The 16,831-nt window shown below is 69.0% G+C and carries 13 protein-coding genes; 8 read left to right on the forward strand and 5 right to left on the reverse strand.

Going from position 1 to position 16,831, the window contains the following annotated elements:
• Positions 1-78: 78 nt before the first annotated feature.
• Positions 79-1,368: a lysophospholipid transporter LplT gene (gene lplT, locus ASC91_RS03225; protein WP_056192011.1), complete on the forward strand. Its 1,290-nt coding sequence runs from the start codon at positions 79-81 to the stop codon at positions 1,366-1,368.
• Positions 1,369-1,413: 45 nt separating this feature from the next.
• Here lplT and ASC91_RS03230 read toward each other — a convergent pair whose 3' ends face one another.
• The gene (locus ASC91_RS03230; protein WP_056192014.1) at positions 1,414-2,376 is read right to left on the reverse strand and encodes a hypothetical protein; all 963 of its coding nucleotides are present in this window, start codon (positions 2,374-2,376) and stop codon (positions 1,414-1,416) included.
• A 159-nt stretch (positions 2,377-2,535) separates the two neighbouring features.
• On the opposite strand from ASC91_RS03230, the gene ASC91_RS03235 reads away from it, so the two are divergent.
• Positions 2,536-3,027 (forward strand): glutathione peroxidase, encoded by a 492-nt coding sequence (locus tag ASC91_RS03235; protein WP_056192017.1) that lies wholly within the window; start codon positions 2,536-2,538, stop codon positions 3,025-3,027.
• Positions 3,028-3,033: 6 nt separating this feature from the next.
• Here ASC91_RS03235 and ASC91_RS03240 read toward each other — a convergent pair whose 3' ends face one another.
• Together ASC91_RS03240 and ASC91_RS03245 are read right to left on the reverse strand one after the other, a co-directional pair.
• A complete protein-coding gene (locus ASC91_RS03240) occupies positions 3,034-4,590 on the reverse strand; it encodes a tryptophan halogenase family protein (protein WP_056192019.1) in 1,557 nt (518 codons plus the stop codon).
• A gap of 132 nt (positions 4,591-4,722) precedes the next feature.
• Positions 4,723-5,376 (reverse strand): Crp/Fnr family transcriptional regulator, encoded by a 654-nt coding sequence (locus tag ASC91_RS03245; protein ID WP_056192022.1) that lies wholly within the window; start codon positions 5,374-5,376, stop codon positions 4,723-4,725.
• A 56-nt stretch (positions 5,377-5,432) separates the two neighbouring features.
• Between ASC91_RS03245 and ASC91_RS03250 the strand changes: the two genes are divergently transcribed.
• Positions 5,433-6,536 (forward strand): DUF2332 domain-containing protein, encoded by a 1,104-nt coding sequence (locus tag ASC91_RS03250; RefSeq protein ID WP_082532371.1) that lies wholly within the window; start codon positions 5,433-5,435, stop codon positions 6,534-6,536.
• 24 nt (positions 6,537-6,560) lie between these two features.
• Here the strand turns inward: ASC91_RS03250 and ASC91_RS03255 are convergent, their stop codons facing one another.
• Entirely contained in the window at positions 6,561-8,024 is a 1,464-nt protein-coding gene (locus ASC91_RS03255) for an alkaline phosphatase family protein (protein WP_056192028.1), read from the reverse strand.
• A 109-nt stretch (positions 8,025-8,133) separates the two neighbouring features.
• Here ASC91_RS03255 and ASC91_RS03260 point away from each other — a divergent pair, with 109 nt between their 5' ends.
• The 5 genes from ASC91_RS03260 to ASC91_RS03280 all read left to right on the forward strand — a co-directional run bounded on the left by ASC91_RS03260 (position 8,134) and on the right by ASC91_RS03280 (position 13,562).
• Complete coding sequence (locus ASC91_RS03260) at positions 8,134-9,330, forward strand: amino acid aminotransferase (RefSeq protein WP_056192031.1); 1,197 nt, start codon at positions 8,134-8,136, stop codon at positions 9,328-9,330.
• A gap of 10 nt (positions 9,331-9,340) precedes the next feature.
• On the forward strand, positions 9,341-10,234 hold the full coding sequence (locus ASC91_RS03265; RefSeq protein WP_056192033.1) for a hypothetical protein: 894 nt from the start codon (positions 9,341-9,343) through the stop codon (positions 10,232-10,234).
• Positions 10,235-10,342: 108 nt separating this feature from the next.
• Positions 10,343-11,587, forward strand: a complete 1,245-nt coding sequence (locus ASC91_RS03270; protein WP_056192036.1) for a D-amino acid dehydrogenase — start codon at positions 10,343-10,345, stop codon at positions 11,585-11,587.
• Positions 11,584-12,681 (forward strand): serine hydrolase, encoded by a 1,098-nt coding sequence (locus ASC91_RS03275; RefSeq protein ID WP_056192039.1) that lies wholly within the window; start codon positions 11,584-11,586, stop codon positions 12,679-12,681. Before ASC91_RS03270 ends, ASC91_RS03275 begins: the two co-directional genes overlap by 4 nt.
• Positions 12,660-13,562 carry an LD-carboxypeptidase gene (locus ASC91_RS03280; protein ID WP_056192042.1) on the forward strand — a complete coding sequence of 301 codons (903 nt, stop codon included), beginning with the start codon at positions 12,660-12,662 and terminating at the stop codon, positions 13,560-13,562. The genes ASC91_RS03275 and ASC91_RS03280 overlap by 22 nt, the downstream gene beginning before the upstream one ends.
• Positions 13,563-13,738: 176 nt before the next feature.
• Here ASC91_RS03280 and ASC91_RS03285 read toward each other — a convergent pair whose 3' ends face one another.
• On the reverse strand, positions 13,739-16,651 hold the full coding sequence (locus ASC91_RS03285; protein ID WP_056192045.1) for a TonB-dependent siderophore receptor: 2,913 nt from the start codon (positions 16,649-16,651) through the stop codon (positions 13,739-13,741).
• Between the last annotated feature and the right edge of the window lie 180 nt (positions 16,652-16,831).

A 16,831-nucleotide genomic window follows, 5' to 3' on the forward strand; every position in this document is an offset into this window, starting at 1 on the left:
GGGGCGTGCTATAAACCCGCGCCGCTCCCGTTTTACCGGCCTACAAGCAGAAGACAGTTCAGGATTGCGCTCCGACCGATGAAACGCGGCTTTTACACCATCATGTCGGCGCAGTTCTTCAGCTCGCTGGCTGATAACGCACTGTTCGTCGCGGCCGTCGAGCTGTTGCGTTCCTCCGGCGCCGCCGAGTGGCAGCGCGCCGCGCTGGTGCCGATGTTCGCCCTGTTCTACGTCGTGCTGGCGCCCTTCGTCGGAGCCTTTGCCGACGCCGTGCCCAAGGGCAAGGTGATGTTCTTCTCGAACAGCATCAAGGTGGTGGGCTGCCTGATGATGCTGTTCGGCGCCCACCCACTGGCGGCGTATGCCATCGTCGGCCTGGGCGCGGCCGCCTATTCGCCGGCCAAGTACGGCATCCTGACCGAACTGCTGCCACCGTCCCAGCTCGTCAAGGCCAATGGCTGGATCGAGGGCCTGACCATCACGTCCATCATCCTGGGCGTGCTGCTCGGTGGTCAGTTGATCGGTGACCGCGTCTCGCACCTGCTGCTGCTGATCGACATGCCGATGATGGAGACCGGCATCGACTCCCCACCCGAGGCGGCAATCGCCAGCCTGGTGGGCCTGTATGTGCTGGCGGCACTGTTCAATCTGCGCATCCCGCGCACCTCGGCGCCGCTGCAGCCCTATGCGCACAGCTTCCTGGGCCTGGTGCGCGACTTCTCGTCCTGCAACAGCAGGCTCTGGCAGGACAAGCTCGGGCAGATCTCGCTGGCGACGACGACGCTGTTCTGGGGTGTCAGCGGCAATCTGCGCTACATCGTGCTGGCCTGGGCCGCGGCCGCCCTGGGCTACGGCACGACGCAGGCGTCCTCGCTGGTGGGCGTCGTCGCCATTGGCACGGCGGTTGGTGCCGTCGTCGCATCGCTGTATTGCCGGCTGGACCGCGCCACCTCCGTCATCCCGCTGGGCATCGCGATGGGGCTGCTGGTCATCTTCATGAACCTCATCCACAACGTGTGGGTGGCCGCCCCCTTCCTGATCCTGCTGGGCGGCATCGGCGGCTACCTCGTCGTGCCGATGAACGCGCTGCTGCAGCACCGCGGCCACAACCTGATGGGGGCCGGCCGCAGCATCGCGGTGCAGAACTTCAACGAGCAAGCCTGCATCCTGGGCCTGGGGGCCTTCTACACGGCGATGACCCGCTTCGGCCTGTCGGCCTTCGGCGCGATCACGATCTTCGGCGTCGTCGTGGCCGGTGCCATGTGGTGGATCCGGCGCTGGCACCAGCGCAACCTGGTCGTGCACAAGGAAGAGGTCGAGCATCTGCTCGACTTGGCCCGCACGGATCACCTGCCGCAGGACCGGTAATCCGGCCCCGGCAGACCTGGCAGACCTGCCAGAAAGACGGGACGTTCAGCTGCTGGCGCTGCTGCCGCGGCCCTTGCGGCCGGTGGGCACCGGGATCAGGTGCTTGCCTTCCAGCACCATCTCGATGTGCTCGCTCCAGGCGCGTGCGATCTTGAAGCAGCCGCTGTGGTTGAGGTGGATCTCGTTGTGCCAGTCGCCGCTGATGCCGGTGGAGCCCGGCGCGGCCAGTGCCAGCGGCACGGCGGTCGAATCAAAGATGAAGAGGCCGCGGAAGGCTTCCTTGTCTGCGGCCATGCTCTTCAGCAGCTGGGCCAGATGGAAGACCATCAGCCGGCTGACGGCAGCCCAATCGGCGGCGGGCACGCCATAGGCCTTCAGCGCCGGGTAAAGCCAGGGGCCGCCCGCGCCCAGGTCATCGCCGCCCTCGGCGGCCGCCGGGCGCGGCATGGGCACGGCGTAGCAATGCATGAAGACCGGCTTGCCCGTGGACGGGCCCTGGTCGCGCAAGGACAGCAGATGCTTGACGTTGGCCCGCAGGTAGTCGGCATAAGTCGCCCAGCCGGGCTCGGAGAAATAGCGCGCGACGCCGGCCGAGGGCGGCCCCCATTCGGTCTGGTGGCGCAGCAGGCGCAGCTCCAGCGGGATGGGCTCGCCATTCCAGTTCTGGGCCGGCGTGCGTGCCGCGGCGATCAGGTCATTGCCACCGACGGACAGCAGGATGCCGTCCCAGGTCGGCGCGTCGGGGCCGGTCAGCAGGCGCACGAAGTCCGGGCTGGACTCGAGGTCCACCATGTGCGACAGCGCATTGCCGGTGCCGGCGCAATTGACCGCGGCCGTGTTGGACTTGAAGACCAGCTCCTGCAGCAGGTTGGCGTGGGCGTTGAGCTTGGCGCGCGCATTCGAAAACCACGAGTCTCCCTGGGCCAGCAGCTTCCAGCGGAAGGTGCTGAAGTCGGGCGGGGTGCGTCCGGCCAGGTCGGCCGGGGTGTAGCAAGCCAGGTGATCCATGAATGGGTTGGTTTCCGAAGTTGCTGACGTGAGCCTGTCCCGGAGGACGGGGCGCCCAAGTTCGCGCGATTGGACGGCCAGCCGCGCGGGCGGCGCCATGCTACAAACCCTCGGGCCTGCCTGGGGGTAGCATGGGCAGCCTTTCTAGGGAGGAAGCCCATGAGCGAGAGCGTCTTCGACTTCCAGGCCGTTTCCATTCGCGGCGAGCCGGCCGACCTGGCCTCGCAGCGCGGCAAGGTCCTGCTCATCGTCAACACGGCCAGCGAATGCGGTTTCACGCCGCAGTTCAAGGGCCTGGAGCAGCTTTGGGAGGATTACGGCCCCAGGGGGCTGGTCGTCATCGGCTTCCCGAGCAACGAGTTCGGCGGCCAGGACCCAGGCAGCAATGACCAGATCGCGTCTTTTTGCGAGCTGAACTACGGCGTCAGCTTCCCGATGATGACCAAGACCAAGGTCAATGGCGGCGAGGCCCACCCGCTGTGGAAGTTCCTGAAGAGCGAGAAGCCGGGCTTCCTGGGCACCGAGGCCATCAAGTGGAACTTCACCAAGTTCCTGATCGGCCGCGACGGCCAGGTCATCAAGCGCTATGCGCCAAATGACCCGCCTGAAAAGATGCGGGGCGACATTGAAGCGGCACTCGCCGCGACCTGACTCGCTTCAGTGAGCTGTTACCTGCGGGGCCATCCCCTGCTGGCTGCGCAGATAGTCCCGCATCGTCGGTGACTGCTCCGATGCCGCGCGGCGGACGTCACGCACATGGGCCAGGGCCTGCTGGCTGACCTCTGCGGAGATGTGGGCGGCCAGGCCGATGCCCTGGCTGGGCAGGCGATGCAGGCCGGCCAGCACATAGGACCAGTTGGACGGGCCGAAGGGCGACAGGCGGCTGTCCAGATCAGTGGCCGTCGGCACCTTGGCATCCCACAGGGCCAGCAACTCGACGAGGCGCGGCGGCAGGGCCGCTGCGTCGGTGCAGGTACGCCAGAACGGCGTGTCACGCCGTTGCGAGAGTGTGTAGTGGGCGACGATGAAGTCGCGCAGCTCCTGGTGGAAGTCGCCCGCCAGGCGGTTCAGCCGGTCGCGGCAAACCGCGCTGTTGCCCGAGGGCGCGACATGGTCGACGAACATCTGCAGCGCCCATTCGACCAGGTAGAGGCTGGTGGACTCCAGCGGCTCGACGAAGCCGCCCGCCGCACCCAGGGCCAGGCAGTTCTGCTCCCAGATCCGCGCGGCATGGCCGGCCCGCAGCGTCGTGAAATGAGGCGCGGCCAGCGCGCGGTGCCCGGCATTGAGCTGTTGCAGCCGCTGCAGGGCCTCGTCGTCGCTGCAAAAGCGCGACGCATAGACATAGCCCGTGCCGCGGCGGCTTTGCAGGTCGATCTCCCAGCTCCAGCCGGCGTCCTGGGCCGTGATGGCGGTGTGGCTGCGCAGCGCGGTGTCGTCCCGCGCATAGGCCACCGGCACGGCGATGCTGCGGTCGCAGGGCAGCCAGTCGGCATAGGACACCCAGGGCACGCCCAGGGCCCGCTGCAGCAGCAGTGAATCTGCCCCGCTGCAGTCGACGAAGAAGCTGGCGGCAAAGCGCCGGCCGTCGGCCAGTTCGACCGCCTCGATGCCGGCTGCGCCGCGCTGCACCTGAGCCACCTCGCCCTGCACATGGCGCACGCCGCGCCGCAGCGCGGTCTGCTGCAGCAGCATGGCCAGCTTGGCGGCGTCCAGGTGGTAGCCATAGCTGACCGGCGCCTGGTAGTCGGGCGAGTCCATCAGCTTCGGTGACTGGTGGCCGTCGAACAGCGTCGTCTGCACCGTGCAGGCCTGGGCCATGGGCTGCTGGGTCAGGCCGCGCTGCATCAGGTTCAGCCAGTGGGCCGTCGTCGCGAAGCCGCCGAAGGGTGGAGGCGCGTCGAAGGGGTGGTCGTAACTGTCGTCGGCCGCGCTGCCGCCGCTGCGCCAGCCGTGAAAGCGCACGCCATTGTTCAGCGTCGCATCGGCCGCACCGAACAGGGCGGCCTCGGGCAGGCCCAGCGCCTGCATCATGCCGCGCAGCGTCGGCAGCGTGGCCTCGCCCACGCCGATGCCGGCAATGCGCGGTGACTCGATCAGCGTGATGGGCAGGGGTGTCTGGCGCACCGCGCCGAGGGCGCGCTGCAGGAAGCAGGCCGCCAGCCAGCCGGCGCTGCCGCCGCCCACGATGACGATGGATTGGATGTCGGACAAGGCAGTAGCTCCGGAAAAACGCCGGCGGGTCGGGAAGCCCGGGCCGGTGGTTGCCACATTACGGCCGAAGCCCGGCGCGCCGACATGTAACGCGGCGAGCGAGCGTGCCGTCCTGCACGCCCGTTCCGGCCGTTACCGAGCCCGCCACAGCCAGCGGCCTCGGCCCCGCCTGACCTGGCCGGCGGCCTCCGCCTCGCCCAGCAGCTCGTTGGCCGTCTGCCGCGACAGATGGGCCAGGCGCGCCAGCTCGGCCTGCGTGGCCTGCACTTCGACCCAACCCTCGTCAGCCGCACGGCCACGCTCGCGGGCCAGCTGCGCCAGCGCCAATGCGAAGCGTTCGGCTGCACCCTGGTGACGCGCCGCCTGCAGCAGGCGCAGCGTGCCGTCATAGCGGCGGGCGAACTCGGCCAGCAGGGCGCGCGCGAAGCCCGGCACCTCGTCCATCAGGCGCGTATAGGCCTCGCGGCCGAAGACCAGCACCTCGGTGGCGCCGCGCGCGATCGCCTCGTATTCCGAAGGCTGGCCGGCGGCGAAGGCGGCGAGGCCGAAGAGTCGCGGCGGGCCGACGTTCTCGATGACCGACACCGTGCCGTCCGCGGCCGTGAAACGGGTCTCGATCTCGCCGGCCGCGACCGCGTAGAAGGCCGCCGTCTTCTGGCCCTGCACGAAGAGGCTGCGCCCATTGGCCAGGCGGCGCCCGGCAATGCCCGCGGCGATATCGGCGGGCAGCGCGACGCCCGGGAAATGGGCGTCGAAGACGCGCTGCAGGGCCGAGTCGAGGGGCATGGCGCATTGTCGGCTGGCCGACACAAGGCGACGCGCGGCCTGCCTATGCTGGGCGCATGGAAAGACCTGACCTGTCGATGCTGCTGGCCCGTTTCGGGCGCGAGGAATGCAGCCAGGAACCGCTCTACGTTGCGCTGTGCGGCGTGGCCGCCCACGACGACCGGGCGCTGGCCCTGCTGGCCGAGGCGCCCCCCGAGCAGCGCAAGGCCAATCTGCTGCTGGCGGCCTTGCATGAACGCGTGCTGGCCGGTGCGGCGCCCGAACTGGCCGCCTACTATCCCAGCGCCGGCGGCAGCCGTGAGCCGGACGCGGCCTTGGCCACCGCGCTGTCGGCCTGCCTCGAGCGCGAATGGCCGGCGCTGCTGCATCACCTGCGTCATGGCGCGACGCAGACCAACGAGATCGCCCGCGGCGCGGCCCTTTGGCCGGCTTTAGGCGATGCGGCGCGTGCCACCGGCGCCCGCCACCTCGCGCTGTTGGACCTGGGTTGCAGTGCCGGCCTCAACCTCGGTGTCGACCAATACGCGCTGCGCTATCGCACTGACGATGGTCGCTGGCATGAGCGCGGTCCGGCCCGCGATGGCCGGCGCGCCGAGATCGAATCGCGCTGGCTGGGCGCTGCGCCGCCGCCCGCGGCCGCCGACTGGCGACTGACGCTGCGCTACGGCCTCGATCCCGCCCCCGTCGATCCGGGCGACCCGGAGCGCCTGCGCTGGTTGCAGGCCTGTTTGTGGCCGCACGACGCCACCCGCCGCAAACGCCTGGCCCGCGCCGCGCATCAGATGCAGTCTCTGCCGCACACGGTGCGCCAGGCCGACGACTGCATCGCCGCGATCGAGCCGTGGATGACCGGTCTGCCCGCGGGCGTTCAACCGGTGCTGCTGACGAGCTGGGTGCTGTACTACCTGAATGACGCTGACCTCGACCGGCTGCGCGCGACGGCCGACCGGCTGGCGCTGAGCCACGGTCTGGCCTGGATCTGCGGCGACCTGCCAGCGTTGAGTGCGCAGGAGGCGGTGCCTCCCCAACCGGTCCTGCCTGCCGACGAGGCCGCGTCGTCGATGACCTTGTGGACCTTGCGTCATCTCGAAGCCGGCCGGGTCGCTGAGCGGGCGCTGGGCTGGAGCCACCCGCACGGGCGTTGGGTGGCCTGGCGCTGAGCCCGGTTCAGCCGCGGTCCGTCGTCACCGCTTGGCCTTGCGCTTCACGCGGTCGCGGTGGGCCTGCGCGCGAGCGCCCACCTCTTGCACATACTGGGCGACGTGCGAGGGGAATTCCGGGTCGTTCAGCGCAGCCTTGCGCTTGGCGCGGAACTGGGCCGGCGTCAGCGGCTTCAGATTGCCGACGGGCCGGTCGCCCGATGCGGCCGTCATCGTGCGGTCGAGCTCGTGCGCGATCAGCGCGCGGCCGGCGAGGAAGCCGTCCACCTCATCGCGGTGAGGCGGCGCGGCGGCCGGCGCGGCATCGCGCACCGGGTCCGCCAGCGTCAGCGGCCCCGCATCGGCGCCCTGGCGGGCCGCGGGCAACAGGCCGGTGGTCCAGCTCGGTGCTGCCGCGTCACGGGCTGTCAGCGCCGGGCCGAGGCCGAAGGTGTCGAACACCGATCTGACCACCGAGCTGTGGTCGAAGGACTGGCCGGGGAAAACCTGGCTGCCCAGGCTGCCGCGCGCCACCCACGGCGAGACGAGCAGGGCGGGCACGCGCACGCCCAGGCGGTCAAAGGCGAAGCCCACGTCGGGCGTCGGCCGGTTCAGCGGCGCGTCGCCCGGCGGGGTGGCGCCCGGCGGGGTGGCGCCCGGCGGGGTGGCGCCCGGCGGCGGTTCGCGATCGTAGAAGCCGCCATGCTCGTCCCAGGTGATGAGCAGCAGGCTGTCGGGCCACAGTGGCGAATTGCGCAGGCTCTCGTAGGTGGACTTGATCAGCGCCTCGCCGGCACTGACCCGGCCCAGCGGGTGCTGGGAGTTGCCGCTGCCGAAGCTGCCGCTGGGGTCATAGGCGGGCTCGATGAAGGTGTAGACGGGGGCGTAGTTGGCGTGGGCGACGTCGGTCGCGAAATCGCTGTGCACGGGGTGCTCTTCATCGCCATTGCTGAACGGATGAAAGCGTTCGTTGGGCTTGATGAAGGTGCTGGCCATGCCGGGCAGGGCCAGCACCTGGGGAACGACGTCGCCGTGATAGATGCGCCAGGGCTGGCTACGCTGGTTGAGGCGGTCGAAGAGGGTGCCGTGCTCGAAGCGGAACACCGAATTGCTCGCGATCACCGAGCCGGCGATCTGCAGGTTCGTCGGGCTGGTGGCCAGGCCGCCGCTGGACGCGGCATGCACGAAGAAGCGGTTGGGCCAGGTCGGGCCCGGCAGGGAAGAGAACCAGTTGTCGAACAGCAGGAACTCGTCGGCGAGCTGCTGGATCACGGGCACCTGTTCAGGCTTGAAGCCCTGCCAGGCTATGCCCTGGAAGCCGTCCATCGCGCCGCCGTTGATCTGCTGGCGAACGGCATCGAACTCGTGCGGCGGATCAGCGCTGGCGCGGTCCGTGGCGCCGGGGCCGAAGCGAGGGTCGGCGGGCCGGGGCACGCGGCCGCTGAGCCCGAAGAAGTGATCGAAGGAGCGGTTCTCCAACATCAACACGAAGACATGACGCACCGGCATAGGGCTCTCCCTGAGCCGCCGCAGGCTAGCACCGGTGGGTTCAACCGCAGTCCACAGCCTTGATGACGAGGCTCTGGATAATCGGCACTTCCCATCGGAGACCCACCCCATGTTCGAGCACGTCGATGCCTATGCCGGCGATCCCATCCTGAGCCTCAACGAGGCCTTCCAGAAGGACCCCCGCGCCGGCAAGATCAACCTGTCCATCGGCATCTATTTCGACAACGACGGCCGCATCCCCATGCTGCCCTCGGTGCGCGCGGCCGAACTGGCCGTTGTCGAGGTGGCCGGCCCACGGCCCTATCTGCCCATGGAAGGCGCGGCCAATTTCCGTAGCGCCGTGCAGGCCCTGCTGTTCGGCGCCGATCACCCGGCCATCAAGGCCGGCCGCATCGCCACCATCCAGGGCGTCGGCTCCAGCGGCGGCCTGAAGGTCGGCGCCGATCTGCTGAAGCGCTATTTCCCGGACAGCAAGATTTATCTTTCCGACCCGACCTGGGACAACCATCGTGCGGTCTTCGAGGGTTCGGGCCACACCTGCGAGACCTATCCCTACTACGACCCGGCCACCGGCGGCCTGCGCTTTGACGCGATGCTGGCCTTCTTCAAGGCCCTGCCCACGCGCAGCATCGTCGTCATGCACGCCTGCTGCCACAACCCGACCGGCGTCGACCTGACGCAGGACCAATGGCGCGCGCTGGTGCCCGTGATCCGCGAGCGCGGCCTGCTGCCCTTCCTGGACCTGGCCTACCAGGGCTATGGCGACGGCATCGACGAAGACGCCTTCGCGCCGCGCCTGCTGGCCGACGAGGGCCTGAGTTTCCTGATCGCCAACAGCTTCTCCAAGAGCATGAGCCTGTACGGTGAACGCTGCGGAGGCTTGAGCGTTGTCTGCCCGGATGCTGACCAGGCCGCGCGCGTGCTTGGCCAGATGAAATTCATGATCCGCCGCAACTACTCCAACCCGCCCATGCATGGCGGCCAGGTCGTGGCCAAGGTGCTGACCACGCCGGTGTTGCGCGAGATGTGGGAGGCCGAAGTGGCCGACATGCGCGAGCGCATCCAGTCCATGCGCCGCCAACTGCACGATGTGCTCGCCGCCAAGCTGCCGGGCCGCGATTTCAGCTACTTCCTGACCCAGCGCGGCATGTTCAGCTACACCGGCCTCACCGCCGAGCAGGCCGAGCGGCTCAAGACCGAGTTCGGCGTCTACATCCTGCGCTCCGGCCGCATGTGCGTGGCCGGGTTGAACACCCGCAACGTCGAAGCCACCGCCGAGGCGATGGCGGCCGTGCTGGCTGGTTGAGGACCCGCGCATGCGAGTCCGGGAGGCCGGCCTTGCCCTTGCTATTGCGGTAGCCAGCAGCACCGGCAAGGCCGCCGACGCGCCGCCGGCGGTCGACTCCATCCTCTGGCTGGTCAGCAACACCATGGTGGTGCCGGATGGCGACGTCATGCGCCACCCCGCAGACGAGCTGACGCGCTGGCTGCAGGCGCGTTTGCCCGCCGTAGCCTTCCAGCCCACGGTGGCCAATGCCGAGCGCAGCTGGGTGCTCATCCGCGAGCGGCGGCGGGCCTGCCATGCCGGCGCCGCGCGCACACCGGAGCGCGAGCGCCTGGCCTATTTCACTGACACCTGGCTGGTGCCACCGCCCCAGCTCATCGTGCGCCGGGACCGCCGCGCCGCGCTGCCGCTGGACGCAAACGGCGCCGTGGACCTCAAGGCCCTGCTGGCCGACGCCTCGCTGCGCGGCGTGCTGGCCCAGGGACGCAGCTACGGGCCGGCCCTGGATGCGCTGATCAAGGCCCAGCCCGCCGGCCCGCAGGTGCAGCACCTGTTCGGCGGCGACTACGGCAGCAGCCTGTTGCCCATGCTCATGCAGCGCCGGGCGGACTACACCCTCGACTACCCGAACGTCCTGATCGCCCAGGCCAGCCAGCCCGCGGACGAACAATCGGGCGAACCGGCGCTGGCGGCGCTGCCCATCAAGGGTGCGAGCGAGGCCATCGTTAGCGGCATCGCCTGCCCGCGCACCGCCTGGGGCCACGCGGCCATCCGCATCATCGACGCGGCTCTGGGCACGCCAGAGGGCGCCGCGATGCTGCGCGACACCTTGCGCATCTCATTGCCGCCCGACACACAGCGCGCCTATCTGGATGTGCTTGACGATCATTTCAACCGCCGCGCCAGGCCGACGCCCGGCCTCTGAGTGCGTCCGCTCCCATGTCGCACGGTTATGGCCGTGGCCGCCGGTTTCATTGGCAGCGGCCGCACGCCGTCTTTACCCTGCCGCCAGGTTCAAGAAGTTCAGGGCAGGATGAAGCATTGCGTGGTGATCGGCGGCGGTGTGGTGGGCCTGACCACCGCCTGGGCGCTGCTGGAGCGTGGCCACGGCGTCACGCTGATCGAGCGCGACGGTGAGGTCGCCCAGGGCGCCAGCCGTGCCAATGGCGGCCAGCTCAGCTATCGCTATGTGTCGCCGCTGGCCGACGCCGGCGTGCCGCTGAAGGCGCTGCGCTGGTTGCTCGACCCCGACGGCCCGCTGCGCTTCAAACCCGAGGCGAACTGGGCGCAATGGGCCTGGTTGATCGCCTTTTTGCGCAATTGCCGCGGGCCCGTGAACCGGCGCACGACCGAGAGGCTGCTGGCCCTGGGCGCCTACAGCCAGGCCTCGTTCGCGCGGCTGCAGGCCCAGGCGCAGCTGGGCGACAGCATCGCGCTGCGCACGCCGGGCAAGCTGGTCGTCTACCGCAAGCCGACGGAGTTCGCGCGTGTCGCCGCCCGTGTGAAGGGCAGTGGTGCCGAACAGGCCCTGTCGCATGACGAGTGCGTCGCGCTGGAACCCGCCCTGGCTGACACCGAGGCCACGCTGGCCGGCGGCATCTTCACGCCCGGCGAGGCGGTGGCCGACTGCCATGCCTTCTGCACGGCGCTGTACGAGCGGCTGGGCCAGCACGAGCGCTTTCGCGGCCGGCTCGGCGCCCGCGTCGACGGCCTGCAGCGCGATGCCCAGGGCACGGTGCTGGGCGTGCAGACCGAGCTCGGCGGCATCGGCGCAGACGCCGTCATCCTGGCGGCCGGCCTGCACAGCCGGGCGCTGGCGGCCAAGGTGGGTGTCGAGCTGCCGCTCTATCCGCTCAAAGGCTACAGCCTGACTGCGCCCATCGAGACCGGCCACCGGCCGCCCGAGGTCAGCGTGACCGACTTCGAGAAGAAGATCCTTTACGCCCGCATCGGCCAGGAACTGCGCATCGCCGCCATGGTCGACCTTGTCGGCGACGACCTGAGTCTGGACGGCAGGCGGCTGGCCTCGCTGCAGCGTTCGGTGCGAGCCACCTTCCCGCACGCGGCCGACTATGACCGCGCCATGCCCTGGGCCGGCCTGCGCCCGGCCACGCCCAGCGGCGCGCCCATCCTCGGCGCCAGCGGCGTGCCCGGGCTGTGGCTGAATGTCGGGCATGGTGCCCTGGGGTTCACGTTCTCTTTCGCAACGGCCAACATCGTGGCCGAACTGGTGTCGGGCCGCGCGAGCCCGCTGCCCCTGGAGGGATTGAGCTTGTGAGGAAAGACGACCTGGCTGCAGCGCTGCTGCAAGCCGTCCAGGCCCGGCATTTCGAGCAGACGGCCGACAGCCTGCGTGGCGGCGAGCCGCTGGATGCCCCGCCCAGCATCGACCTCGCGGTGGCGGTTTTTCCGCGCGACGGCAAGGCGCCGGTCTGCGCCAATGTGCTGTTCTCGCGCGAGCATCCGCAGGGGCTGATTGCGCGCTTCGATGCCACCACCGGTGCCGTCGCCAACATCGCCTTTCATGCCGACGTGCGCGACGCCAAGGGCGATTCCTACGCCTGGCTGCCTGGCGCGGACTGGACTCGCATCGACTTCCCGGCCTGGTTCGGCAGCGGGCCGCGCTTTGTCGCGCCCTATCCGGCCTCGCTGCTGAAGATGATGGTGGCCGTCGGCATGGGTCATCTCGTCGATGCGGGTCGCAGCGACTGGGCGCTGCCTCTGAACTTCACGGGCAAGACCCGCGCAATGGCCGACTGGCTGTTTGACATGATCACCGTCAGCAGCAACGAGGCGACCTCGGCGCTGGTCGCCCATCTGCACGAGCGCGGTGCCATCCGTCGCGAAGGCGGCCGCGAGGTGCACAACGAGATGCACGAGTTGTTCGCTGCCGCTGGCCTGCCGGGCTTGATGATCGCCAACACCCAGCCCGATGGCGGTTGGGGCAATGCGGCCGGCTCGGGCGTGGGCCAGATCCAGATGACGGCCTGGGACGCACTGCGGCTGATGTGGCGGCTGGACGCTGATGCGCCCGCCCAGCCCACGCTGATCAGCCCCGCCAGCCGCGAAGTCATCCGCCGCGCGCTCGATGCACAGAAGCTGCACCACAACCTCAGCAGCGAGTCGCTGCGAGCCTTGCCGGGTTGGGTGCCCGGCATTCCGGCGCCCCCAGCAAGTTATGCCCACAAGACCGGCAACACGCAGAACTACGCCAGCGATGCCGGCATCGTCCACGACGGCGACCTGCACTACCTGATCGCGGTGACCACCAGCCTGGGGATGCGTTACGCACCGCATCCGGAGGCTTCGACAACCTGGAAGCTGCCGGCCCTGGGCGCAGCCGTTCACCAATGGCTGAAGACGAATTCCTGATCCCGCCGCTGCGCCCGGGCGCATGCGTCGCCGTCATCGCGCCGGCCGGCCCGCCCAAGCCAGGTCGGCTCGATTCAGTTGAAGGCTGGTTGTGCGAGCGCGGTTATCAAGCCCGTCTGTTGCCAAGCTGCTTCGGCCCGCCACCGCTGGACTTCCTCGCCGCACCCGACGCCGTGCGCCTGGCCGACGTGCACACGGCCTTTGGCGACCCGCAGTTCGACGCCGTGCTTGCACTGCGCGGCGGCTCCGGTTGCATCCGGCTGATGGATGGCATCGACCTCGGCCTGCTGGCGCACACGCGCAAGCTGCTGATCGGCTACAGCGACCTGACCGTGCTGCATGCACTGCGCAGCCAGGCGGGCATCCCGTCCCTGCACGCGCCCATGCCGGCCAGCGACTGGGGCCTGCCCGGCGCGCAAGCCGACACCGATGCGCTGTTCGAGGGCCTGGCGCGCGGCTGGCGCGTCGGTGACGTCATCGGTCAGGCTCCACCACATGCGCTCAGCCACGGCGGTAGCGCAAGGGGCCACCTGATCGGCGGCAATCTGGCGATGTTCTGTGCGTTGCTCGGCACGCCTTATCTGCCCGATGCCGACGGTGCCTTGCTCTTCATCGAAGACATCAGCGAGGAGCCCTATCGTGTCGACCGCATGCTGACCCAATTGCGCCTGGCCGGCGTGCTGGACCGCATTGCCGGCCTGCTGGTCGGCAGCTTCAGCGGCGCCGAGAGCCCGGCCGCTGTGCTGGCCGATCACCTCCCGCGTCTGCGCTGCCCGGTGCTCGCCGGCTGGCCTTCGGGCCATGGTCAGCCCAACCGGCCGCTGCCGTTGGGCGTAGCCGCCGAGATGGCCGTCGCTGCCGGCACGCTGACCCTCGTGTGAACGGCCTTCTCGACTGCGAAGCAGCCGAGTGAGGAGGGCCAGTCACGCGCCGCCAGGCGTGCCGCGCTTGCGCGGGTTGGGCCGCCTCGCGGCACAACTGGCACTCATCAAAAAAACAGCCCCGACACAGGCGGGGCTGGAAACCGGCTTCCGGGGCCGGCAGGGAGTCAGAGGGGTCAGAACATGCGGTACTCAAGGCGCAGCGTGAACGAGCGGCCGCGCGGGTCGGCCACGCGCGGTTCCCAGCTGGAGCCGGCGCCGGTGTTGGTGTCGTAGGTGACGCTGAACGGCGGGTCTTCGTTGAGCAGGTTCTTGATGCCGGCCGTGATGGTCAGGTTCTTGATGCCGCCGTAGGCCAGGCTGGCGTTCAGGATGGAGTAGGCCGCCACGCGCGGGTTCCAGTTCGCCGGCGTCACGGTGCCGTTAGCCACGCCGGGCAGCACGAAGTCCTGGTAGCCGGTGCGGTAGACATGCTGGAACGTGGCCGCCCAGTCGCCCTCGGTGCGGGTCAGCGTGGCGGTGTGCTTCCAGCGGATGCCCAGGTCGCCGGCGCGGGTGAAGCGGCCGACCTCGCTGCTGCCCATCGGCGCGCTCGGCACCAGGCGCGACTTCTTGTCGAGCAGGTAGGACACGTCGAAGCTGCCCGTCCACGCCGCGCCGAAGGCGTTGGTGTTGCCGCGCAGGCCCAGTTCCAGACCCTTGGTGTTGGTCTCGCCGGCGTTCACATAGCGGGTGTCGACGGCGAGGAGCTTGCCGCTGCCGTCACGGATGAAGTTGTCCTTGAAGTACTGGTAGTTCTCGGCCAGCGTCGTCAGACCGAAGGACTGGATCGTGCCGGTGCGTTCGATCGACCACCAGTCCAGGCTGGCCACCAGGTCCTTCGTTGGCTGGAAAACGACGCCTGCGCTGTACATCTTGGCCTCTTCAGGGCCCAAGGTCGATTTGCCGCCGAACAGGGTGCTGAAGTCACGCACGGATTGGCAACCCGGCGTGTTGGAGACGACGCGCGAGGAGCAGGTGGCCGGGTCGGTGAAGTCGGCGCCGACGAAGGTGCTCTCCGTGATCGGGTCGAACATCTGCTTGAAGGTCGGCACGCGGAAGCCCGTGCTGTAGGCCCCGCGGAACAGCAGCTGCTCGGTCGGGTTGTAGCGCAGCGAGACCTTGGGGTTGGTCGTCGAGCCGAAGCCGGTGTAGTCGTCGCGACGGATGGCGCCGGTGATCTCCATGTCCTTCATGACTGGCACGGCCACCTCGGCGAACACCGCCTTGATGGTGCGCTTGAGAGTGCCGGCCGTGGCCAGCGCGTTGTCGAAGGGCACGTTGAAGATCTGTGCGGCGACGGTGTTGGCATTGGAGCGCTGGTCGCCGTCGAACTTGTACTTTTCGGTGCGCGAGTCAACGCCCAATGCAGCCATCACCGTGCCACCGGGCAGCTTGAACACCGGGCCCGACACGGTCGCGTCGGCCTGCTCCATCGTGAATTTGCCGCCGTACAGCGTCACGCCCTCGGCTTTGATGGCGTCCAGCGCCTTCAGGGCCTCGGGCGTCTGCGTCAGCGAGAAGGGATTGAGCACGCCGGTGTTGATCAGGTCGGCGAAGGGCTGCCAGTAGTGATAGCCCTTGCCGACCGTGGAGCTGCCTTTGCTCTCGGCGCGCGAGAAACCGACGCGGTAGTCCCAATCGGTGAGGAAAGGCAAGGCACCGTCCGCGCCGACCAGGAAGCGCGCGGTGTCGGCCGTGGTGTCGATCTCGCGGTTGCCGCAGGGCATGCAGCGCCAGCGGAAGGCCATCGGCAGGCCGCGGTTGGCCTCCAGCGCCGGGAATGACTTGACCAGCGCGTTGAACACGTCGTTGTAGCCTGCGCCGGTGCTGGGGTAGCGCAGGTTGCGGAAGGGGCTGGGGTAAACAGTGCCGGCCAGATTGATGGTGGCGGTGCCCGAGCCGCTGGTGATCTGGTTGGGCGAGAAGCTCTTGGTGGACTCGGCCCGGCCCAGCACGGCCTCGCCGAACACGCGGTGGTCGCCCAGCTTGAAGGTCAGGCGGCTGACGAGGTTGGTGTTCTTGATCGGCTGCTGGATGACGGCGGCACGGCCGGTGTCCCAGGCGCAGCCGTACTTGGACGCCGCGGTGGCCCAGAGCGTCTCCTGGTAAGGGCTCATGCCATCCACCGACGAGCAGCCGGCGCCGCCGGGCAGGTCGAGGATATTGATGCCGTTGACGCGCAGCGCCGGGTTGGCGAAGTCGAACGGCCCGGCGGTGTTGTTGCCACCCTGGCTGAGCACGTTGCCCAGCGCAGCGCCGGTTGGCGTGGTGCCGGCCACAGCGAACAGCGTCGCAATCGGCGTGCCGCGCGTGTCGGGCGACAGGCCGCGATCGGGCTGGTAGGTGTTGACGAAGTCGCGCTGGTCGCCGCGCAGCACCTTGTTGTCGCGCACCGACAGCGAGGCCAGGAAGTTGAAGCCGTCGGTATCCAGGTTGCCGTAGCCGGCCGTCACCGAGGCGCCGTAGATCTCGCCGCCTTTTTGCTGCGGCACGTCGGCCAGCGCGTTGATCGTCACGCCGCTGTAGTTCTGGCGCAGGATGAAGTTGATGACGCCACCGATGGCGTCGGTACCGTAGATGGCCGAGGCGCCGTCCTTGAGGATCTCGACGCGGTCGATGGCGGCGAAAGGAATCTGGTTCAGGTCGACCGTGCCGCCGTTCAAGCCGTGGGCCGCCACGCGGCGGCCGTTCAGCAGGATCAGCGTCGCATTGCTGCCCTGACCGCGCAGGTTGGCGCTGCTGGCGCCGTTGTTGCCACGCGCGGCGCCGTCCACCACGTCGGCATTGCCGGCCAGGTTGTCCAGGCCGTTGCCGTTGATGTTGAGCTGCATGATCATCTGCTCGGCCGACGCGATGCCGGCCCGCTCCAGCTCACGCCGGCTGATCACCTGGATGGGCAGGGCACCCTCATCCTTGATCCGCTTGATGCTGGAACCCGTCACCTCGACGCGCTCCAGTCGCGCGCTGTCGTTCTGCGCCAGGGCAGCGCCGGTATGGCCGGCGAGGCCGACGATGGCGAGCTGGGTTGCCAGACGATTCAACTTCATCTCAAGGACTCCTGCATGTGATTCGATTGCCGCCGATGTTCGCTGGCGCGCTGGGGAGCGCCCAGGGGGCCGCACCCCAGGTGTTGCGCGCTGTTCAATGAATGCTTGTGGGCTGCACATAACCTGCGGGAATGCGTGCTGATGTGAAAGCACGCGCACGGTGCGCGGCGGCCCTCATAC

It is taken from the genome of Pelomonas sp. Root1237 (assembly GCF_001425055.1).
Classification (GTDB): domain Bacteria; phylum Pseudomonadota; class Gammaproteobacteria; order Burkholderiales; family Burkholderiaceae_C; genus Pelomonas.

What these genes read in the sequence shown, in the direction of transcription:
- lplT (WP_056192011.1), top strand. Translation starts at nt 79, where the DNA reads ATGAAACGCGGCTTTTACACCATCATGTCGGCGCAGTTCTTCAGCTCG.
- ASC91_RS03230 (WP_056192014.1), bottom strand. Translation starts at nt 2,376, where the DNA reads ATGGATCACCTGGCTTGCTACACCCCGGCCGACCTGGCCGGACGCACC.
- ASC91_RS03235 (WP_056192017.1), top strand. Translation starts at nt 2,536, where the DNA reads ATGAGCGAGAGCGTCTTCGACTTCCAGGCCGTTTCCATTCGCGGCGAG.
- ASC91_RS03245 (WP_056192022.1), bottom strand. Translation starts at nt 5,376, where the DNA reads ATGCCCCTCGACTCGGCCCTGCAGCGCGTCTTCGACGCCCATTTCCCG.
- ASC91_RS03250 (WP_082532371.1), top strand. Translation starts at nt 5,433, where the DNA reads ATGGAAAGACCTGACCTGTCGATGCTGCTGGCCCGTTTCGGGCGCGAG.
- ASC91_RS03255 (WP_056192028.1), bottom strand. Translation starts at nt 8,024, where the DNA reads ATGCCGGTGCGTCATGTCTTCGTGTTGATGTTGGAGAACCGCTCCTTC.
- ASC91_RS03260 (WP_056192031.1), top strand. Translation starts at nt 8,134, where the DNA reads ATGTTCGAGCACGTCGATGCCTATGCCGGCGATCCCATCCTGAGCCTC.
- ASC91_RS03265 (WP_056192033.1), top strand. Translation starts at nt 9,341, where the DNA reads ATGCGAGTCCGGGAGGCCGGCCTTGCCCTTGCTATTGCGGTAGCCAGC.
- ASC91_RS03270 (WP_056192036.1), top strand. Translation starts at nt 10,343, where the DNA reads ATGAAGCATTGCGTGGTGATCGGCGGCGGTGTGGTGGGCCTGACCACC.
- ASC91_RS03280 (WP_056192042.1), top strand. Translation starts at nt 12,660, where the DNA reads ATGGCTGAAGACGAATTCCTGATCCCGCCGCTGCGCCCGGGCGCATGC.
- ASC91_RS03285 (WP_056192045.1), bottom strand. Translation starts at nt 16,651, where the DNA reads ATGAAGTTGAATCGTCTGGCAACCCAGCTCGCCATCGTCGGCCTCGCC.